This is a genomic window from Planifilum fimeticola (assembly GCF_003001905.1).
Lineage (GTDB): Bacteria > Bacillota > Bacilli > Thermoactinomycetales > DSM-44946 > Planifilum > Planifilum fimeticola.
Map to the genome: position 1 here is coordinate 1 of NZ_PVNE01000051.1, position 6,979 is coordinate 6,979.

Genomic DNA, 6,979 nt, shown 5'->3' on the forward strand with positions numbered 1-6,979 from the left:
AAACATCAAAAAAATGGCCTTGCTCCTCTCGAAGAGAGGAAAAGGCTTTGTGATCCGCCTAATTTACCAAATCTAATTTCCTTTATCTGTTTATTTCCCATAAACATGCAACCCCTGGCGCTTTTCTTGCGAAAAGAGCCAGGGGGTTTGTCATCAATCTCGGAGGGTGTAACCCTCCTTTCCCGCTTTATGTTTAAAACGCGCGATCCCTACGAGCATTTATTGTTTCGGTTGCACCTTGATCTCCACCCGTCTGTTCTTTTGTCGGTTTTTCTCCGTGTCGTTAGGGGCGACCGGTTGGCTCTCTCCCAATCCTACGGCGGTTAAAATATCGGGAGACACCCCGTAACGATCGACCAGTGCCTTTCGTACCGCTTCGGCACGATCCTTAGACAGTTTCATGTTGTAAGAGTCACTGCCCTTGGAATCCGTGTGCCCTTCGATCTTTACCTCGTATCCTTCCGAGTTGTTCAACGACTCGGCGATTTTCTCCAGAACCGGGTAGGCCTCCGACCGCAATTCGCTTGAGTCAAAATCAAAGAGCACCTTGTCCGGGATCCGAATGACGGTCTCATCTTTACTCGGCTGGAGAATCTTCACATCAGGTACAGGGGGTTTAGGCGGAATAAAGGGCTTTGGAATGGCCGGCTTGGGCTTCGGATTAAAGGGTTCGGGAATGGCCAGTCCGGGCTTCCCCTCTTTTGAATCCGATGATTCGGCACTCTCCTCTGTCTGCTTCGCCGGTTCCTGTTTGCCCTCATCTTCTTCCTTTTCTCCGGAACAACCAATCATCAGACTGGAAAAAAGGAACAGGACCGCCAATAATCGCGTCCATCTCACTCTGGGTCACTCCCTTGACTCCTTTTATTATAATCAACGGTATTTTAACAAAAGTTATTTCGGATTGATCGCCAATTTTTCAATTTCCTCCAAGTCCTTCTCTTCCACCTTCGTCCTCCACTTTGCATCAGCCAACTTTCGCTCCAGTTCGTTCACATCTTCCTCTTCTTCAGGTGCATACCCCTCCAGCATCCGGTCATGGTAAACCTTTAGGCGGCGATAGAGCCACCACAGACGAATTTGATAAAAGGAAATACTGGATCCCAAATAGCGCACCAACTTCTCCCTATCCTGATAGGAGTCCACCTGAACCTTATCCATTTGGTGCAGATGGTAAACAATCGGCTTTCGGAACCGTTCCATTTCGTCAAAGTCCCTTCGAGTGAGAACCGCTTCCTCATTCATGAATTGCTTTGCATAGGCTTCGGCTTGAGAAAGGACTTCTTCGCCCCTCCTTTTATATTCCAACACCGATGTTACTGCCTCGATAAAAACATCAAGGGCATGGCGCATGTCATGGGCAAGCACGGGGCGAAGGAGCGGGTCCAACTTGTGAAGCAATTTCTCCACGGTAAAAAAGGGATTGTAAATGGCGTATAAATCTCGCATCTCCTCAAGACTTTGACAATGCCCCAGAAAAAAAGTGGCCAAGCACAGGGGCGATTTTACTTCTTCATAGGGCGGAACCGTTCCATCTTCACGTATCATCAACATCCGATTCGACGCGTAATGAACATAATAGTAAAAGCCTTTCTCGCCTTTGACCCTGCACGGCAAAAAGTGAAACCCTTCCCCTTCACCATGTTTAAGAATAACAGGAAATATTCCCTTCGGAATCTTCACTTCATCAGAAATCATACGAATCCTCCTCGGGACGGGATTCGTGAGCGAACAGAACCGCACCGATGGTAAAGTAGTCCCACAGCTATAGATCAAGTCATTTCCAACCGGTATTCCTCATTCCAAAGCGAATAATAATTGGACATCAGCAGAGCAAGGATCGGCAAGAGGAAAACTTGGACAATCGGAGGGATCAAAATAATCAGGGTAACATCCGAAGTCGCAAACATCGCTCCATAAGCCAATGCTTTCCCCATGATGGATGTCAGACCGATCCCCACCGACAAGATAATGATCAACCTTCCCATATGTTCCAAACCAATATAGCGTGATTCCCTGAGAGCCGCGCTCCACTTTTTTTCAGGGTTGTACACCAATGAATAGGGGTACAGGAACCACATCAAGAAAAAGATCAGACCCGGATGATTAAAAGTGTTAACCCTAAAACCACCAACAATCCATAGCCGATTCCCACCAACAGGACGGGAAAAAAGCACTGGAAAAAAACCCGGTACATTTCGATAAGCCGAACCTCTTCCCCGCTCGTTTCCTGTTTGAAAAGGTGAATATATGGCACCTGAATAAGCCAGAGAACAATCACATAGAAAAAGAAGGAGAACATGTTGGCATAAACACTGTCATCAACATAAAAGGCAAACACTGCCGAAGCCGCCGTATGAACCAACAACAGCGGCAATACCATGGTGATCCCAATTAATAGAATCTTCCCGATATGCAAGAGGTAGATGGAAAAAACATCACGCAACACCTCATAATCTCCCCTTGTCGAAAATCGGTTTGGCAGAAATAGAGGTTCCGTCTTATTCCCATGATGCCTTCGCAGTATTACTTCGTCCCGACGCGTAAGCTATTGCCGCTCCCACAAGAGACAAGATCAATCCCACAACTAATCCCAGTACGAAAACTCCGGGATGAAATCCTCCGTAAAACACCATCGAAAAGATTTGATTGATTAGAACCAATAGGAAGCTTGCTATTCCGGCGGAAAGAAACGGATGTTCATTTTTTCGCGCAGCCACATAGCCAGTGGGCAAGTATGTGATGAGGATCAGAAAGCCAATGGTTATAAAACCGACACCCAGGTTGAAAAATCCCAGAAGAAGGCCAAAAAACAATCCCACCACAATGCCTGTCCCCAGTCCCTGCAGGATCCGTACAATCATGTTATGTCCTCTCCCTTTTGAATTTTTCATGCCACCCAAATTCTAGGTCCATTATTTTACCACCAGCGGCTAATATGGCTCCGACTAAAATTGCTCCAAACGATGTCAGGAATAGGCTTTTTTCTGATGGATCCACTATTTTACCTTTTTTTCCACTTGGATCTTTAACCCATTCCAAACCCAGGGTCTTTCAATTTATAGATAAACGCCGTAAAGTATAGGATAATAATTGTTCCACAAAGAGCTAATATAAGTCCGATGAAAATCCCCCCAAATGCCTTGGTGATAGCAAGGGCAATCAAGGCGCCCCCAAAAGGCCCTATTAATCCAATTTTAAACAACAATTTTCCAACACGGGTCTTCGGAGAGGTTCCTTCACGGTAGATTTCCCTTCCATAGCGAACACTTGCCCACGTACAAAAGAGGTAGTGGAAAACGAGAATAACGCCTAGCCACAAGGGTTCCCCCGCAAAACGCCACAGGGGAACCAAATACAAAAACCCCGCAATATTCCCCAGAACAGCAGGCGGAAGCAACCTTCCCCAGGGGGTGTCGTACCATCGAAACACGATGCTTAGCACATTCCATATTAAGAGCAAAATTGCAAAAAAGATTAAGAAGTTTAACCAAAGAGAAGACCAAACTGGCACAATAGTTGCAGCAAGGCATGCAAATCCTGGTAATATGAGGAAAGTCACCCAAAGACCAAACGTGTAAAAGCCGGGACCAGTATCCGGAAAAGACTTTTTTTTCTTGGATGAATCCACTTTTATTCCCCCTTTTCCGCCTTAGTCGAACAATCCACCCACCCAGTTAGCAACCGTACTTACTTTATCTTTCGTCCAGTCGTAGGCCTTTTTCGTAGCATTTACAGTTCCTTCTAGAGCCCGGTTTATACCATTTTTGATCCCGTCTTTAATCGCCTTGCCTACTGCTGTATTTTCGATAACTAATCCAATCGCTACTGCAATTCCTACTCCAACAGCCGTTACAGCCAAAGCAGGCACTGCAACTCCAAAAGCTGCCGCAATTGTAGCGGCTCCAAAACCAGCCAGAGCCGACCCTGCAATACCAGCAGCCGCGCCCAATCCGACATCTGTAATGAGAGCGGAAGCGAACTCCGTGCTCAACCACCCGTGTTTCTTTGCCCCTTCCTCATCTTCTGCAAATTCAAAGGCAGTAAACAATGCCGTCAATCCGATCCCTACTTTGCCAGTCGCCTTGGCCCAGGAAGCCGTTTTTGCATCCTTGCTGAAGATCAGCAGTGATTCCGTAAAAGCCGATTTCGCTTCAGCTCTCATGCCTCTCAAGATAAATTGCCACTTCGACATATTTCCGGCTTTGGAGTAGTCATAACGGTGTAATTTTTCAAGGTATGCTTGTACCCTTGGATCCTTTACTTTATATGACAATTTTGATAATCCTTGTCGTCCGGTGGTGGTCACAATATAATCAGCCACTGGACGAGGGAGAATCTTTGACAACTGGCTTTTATGGACCCTTAATCCGCCATCAAATCTGATTTTCTTTCCATTTTTGGTATATTTATACTTAAGACCCCAGAGTCCTCCGCCATACACATACTGAGGAGCCCAGTCTCCGATAGCGTTCCATAAAAACTGCGTATAAAGACCGATATTTCCATAGGATGTCCAATCAAAACCATCGTCATTGGAGGATTCTTCCGAATCGGGCGTCACAAACCCAGACCGGGGTATTTCGGGTTTGGGTGTATAATCTTCGGGTATTATGATTTCCGGATTGGGTCTGTAGGGTTCAGGAATAACGGGATCTGCGGCAACTGAAAATATCGGGATAATTGTACCTGCCAAAATTACCAGCATGATAGCAATTGCCACATTCCTCCACACCAACTCTCTTTTTCCTCCCCTTACTAAAAAATTGGAACCCGGCTAAGGCTCATCTAAATATGCAAGCACCTGACCAGATTCCATGAGGTTTTTAAACATCTTAAGTGCAGCGTCATGACAAACCTCGCTCTGCCCGATGAGACAATTCATGTCATCAATCCGTATCAGTAATATCCAAACTCCTGTTGTTCAGCGTAAGAACCTTCCCTGTACGTCTCCGGCCCCCCGTTCCAATCGATGTAGAAGTAAGTGATCAAAAACGTAAACAGCGGAACAAAAACGTAACTCAAGACCAATTGTATCAAGGTGACAACGAGCAATCGTTCCGTCAGGAACAAAGTCACGACATTGGCGACAGTACCAACAATCATTTCAAACAAACCATACAGGAGAATCACCAGCAACAACTTAAAGAAATATTTCTTCCCGGTCACAAACGCCCATTTATAACCCTTCCACCAATGCTGATGTTCGATCACGGCCACATATGGAAACAAGAAAAACCATATAGCGATCAGAATGCCCGGCAAGATCAGCAACAATCCCCCGACTGCCGACAATACCGCATAGATTAAACCCATGACATATACGGGAAACACATGTTCCATAAAACTGCGAATCCCGTCCTTGAACCGGATATCTTCTCCCATCACATCCCGATAGGCCAATTCAATAAACGGAATTTGCGCCACGGAGAGTCCGGTCAATATCAATATGACATGGAAAAAATCCGCAATGAAGAATAGGTCCATCGAGCCGTAATAGCGATACAAGTAATTAACAAAAACCTGATTGAAAAGGAAAATCGGAGTGATGATGATGACCCCAAGTGCAAGGATCGTCAAAAAGCGTTCCTTCATCAGCAATAAAGCTTCTTTAAAATGGCTCATACCTTCACCTCATCTGAACAACGTTTTTTATTCATCCCTTGAGTTGCGAGTCAGATTAAAAACCATTTCAAAATGTTTCTCGGTATTTTTATCCCTTCTGAGATCATTCCGAACGTCTTCATGGGCTTCCAAATCCCGTTTATCCGTGATGGTCATTGCATGATGATGCTTTTTCAAACTGCGATAAAGCCTCCATAATGAAAAGTTGGTGATGGAAACGACAGAGGACAAATATTGAAGAAATTTCTCCCGTTCCGGATAAGTGGTTACCTGAATATCGTGTTGAACAAATTGGCATTCGACATACCGATAGAACTCCGACTCCACCTTCTCGTAAAACGCATCGGTGATCAAATAGTCGGTGGTCAATTCTTCAAACAGCTTTTCTCCGTTAAGAACGATTTCCCGGATTTCCCTTTGCTTATCCAGCACCCGTTCAGGAATGCTCCGGAAGACTTCCAACGCCTGTTGAACATCCGCAGGAAGAGGACACTTCAGCATGTTACTAATCCGGCTGAGAAGCTCCTCCAATCCTTCCCAATTGTCAGTTGGGCGGTTGGCCAATGATGGGCCATTGAGTAAAATCTCTCGCAAAATCCCGTCTGTGGAGTTAATCATTCGCAGGGGTTTTTTTGCCTCAGAAAGCGGAGGAACCGAACCGTCTCCCCTTATGACGAGATATCCGGTAGGTCGTTTATGGTCGTTCAGTTCCCCTTGAACATAGGTGGAATAATAATAAATTTTACCTGATACTAACGCTCTAAAAGATCCGACGTTCTCGGTTTCTCCCACCCGTTTGTACGCGGCAGCCGTTTTCATTACCTCTTCAGGAATGGAGGGTAACGGTTTGCTCCGCTTTAACTGAGGCTTGATCGGGGGATTCATTTAACTCCTCCTCCATTCGGAGTCACCGGGAAAAAAGATCCCGGTGACTGTTTATGAAAACTACCCTTTTACAGTATTCCACGCACTTTTTACTGCATCTTTGGCTTTATTCGCTACTTTCTTGATTGTATCTCGGTGTTTATATATCGTACCGATTCCCCAAGCAATCCCACCGACAACCATCAAACCCACTCCCACAGGGGTCGGTCCAACCAGAACACCCGCTGAAAAAAGAGCACTACCCCCAGAAGCAAGGGCTTTGAAAGCGTAGTCTGTACTTTCCTGACCGTCGGTGGTGAAGGCTTTATAGGTGTGGAAGATTGTTTCGCCTCCCGAAATGGCGATATCAGCAATTGCCAATCCTTTACCCAGTTTACAAGCTATTTCAAAAACATGATCTGCCAATGTAAAATGGAAGTATGAGTACGAGACATGAGCTGACAGACGAACAATGGGCTGTGATTGAACC

The 6,979-nt window shown here is 45.6% G+C and carries 10 protein-coding genes; all 10 read right to left on the minus strand.

The window, feature by feature from the left end; genetic code table 11:
* Positions 1-219: 219 nt before the first annotated feature.
* The gene (locus CLV97_RS17325; RefSeq protein WP_146130542.1) at positions 220-840 is read right to left on the minus strand and encodes an OmpA family protein; all 621 of its coding nucleotides are present in this window, start codon (positions 838-840) and stop codon (positions 220-222) included.
* 54 nt (positions 841-894) lie between these two features.
* A complete protein-coding gene (locus CLV97_RS17330) occupies positions 895-1,683 on the minus strand; it encodes a hypothetical protein (RefSeq protein WP_146130543.1) in 789 nt (262 codons plus the stop codon).
* Between the two features lie 89 nt (positions 1,684-1,772).
* Positions 1,773-2,084 (minus strand): hypothetical protein, encoded by a 312-nt coding sequence (locus tag CLV97_RS17335; RefSeq protein ID WP_146130544.1) that lies wholly within the window; start codon positions 2,082-2,084, stop codon positions 1,773-1,775.
* A gap of 8 nt (positions 2,085-2,092) precedes the next feature.
* Positions 2,093-2,449: a hypothetical protein gene (locus CLV97_RS17340; RefSeq protein ID WP_106346784.1), complete on the minus strand. Its 357-nt coding sequence runs from the start codon at positions 2,447-2,449 to the stop codon at positions 2,093-2,095.
* 52 nt (positions 2,450-2,501) lie between these two features.
* A complete protein-coding gene (locus CLV97_RS17345; protein ID WP_106346785.1) occupies positions 2,502-2,864 on the minus strand; it encodes a hypothetical protein in 363 nt (120 codons plus the stop codon).
* Positions 2,865-3,028: 164 nt separating this feature from the next.
* On the minus strand, positions 3,029-3,631 hold the full coding sequence (locus CLV97_RS17350; protein ID WP_106346786.1) for a hypothetical protein: 603 nt from the start codon (positions 3,629-3,631) through the stop codon (positions 3,029-3,031).
* A gap of 21 nt (positions 3,632-3,652) precedes the next feature.
* A complete protein-coding gene (locus CLV97_RS17355; protein WP_106346787.1) occupies positions 3,653-4,738 on the minus strand; it encodes a hypothetical protein in 1,086 nt (361 codons plus the stop codon).
* A gap of 161 nt (positions 4,739-4,899) precedes the next feature.
* Positions 4,900-5,625, minus strand: coding sequence for a hypothetical protein (locus tag CLV97_RS17360; protein ID WP_106346788.1), 726 nt, complete (start codon positions 5,623-5,625; stop codon positions 4,900-4,902).
* A 27-nt stretch (positions 5,626-5,652) separates the two neighbouring features.
* Positions 5,653-6,510: a hypothetical protein gene (locus tag CLV97_RS17960; protein ID WP_146130545.1), complete on the minus strand. Its 858-nt coding sequence runs from the start codon at positions 6,508-6,510 to the stop codon at positions 5,653-5,655.
* A gap of 60 nt (positions 6,511-6,570) precedes the next feature.
* Positions 6,571-6,979: hypothetical protein (locus CLV97_RS18295; protein WP_211295786.1), on the minus strand; the 409-nt coding region annotated here is incomplete at its 5' end.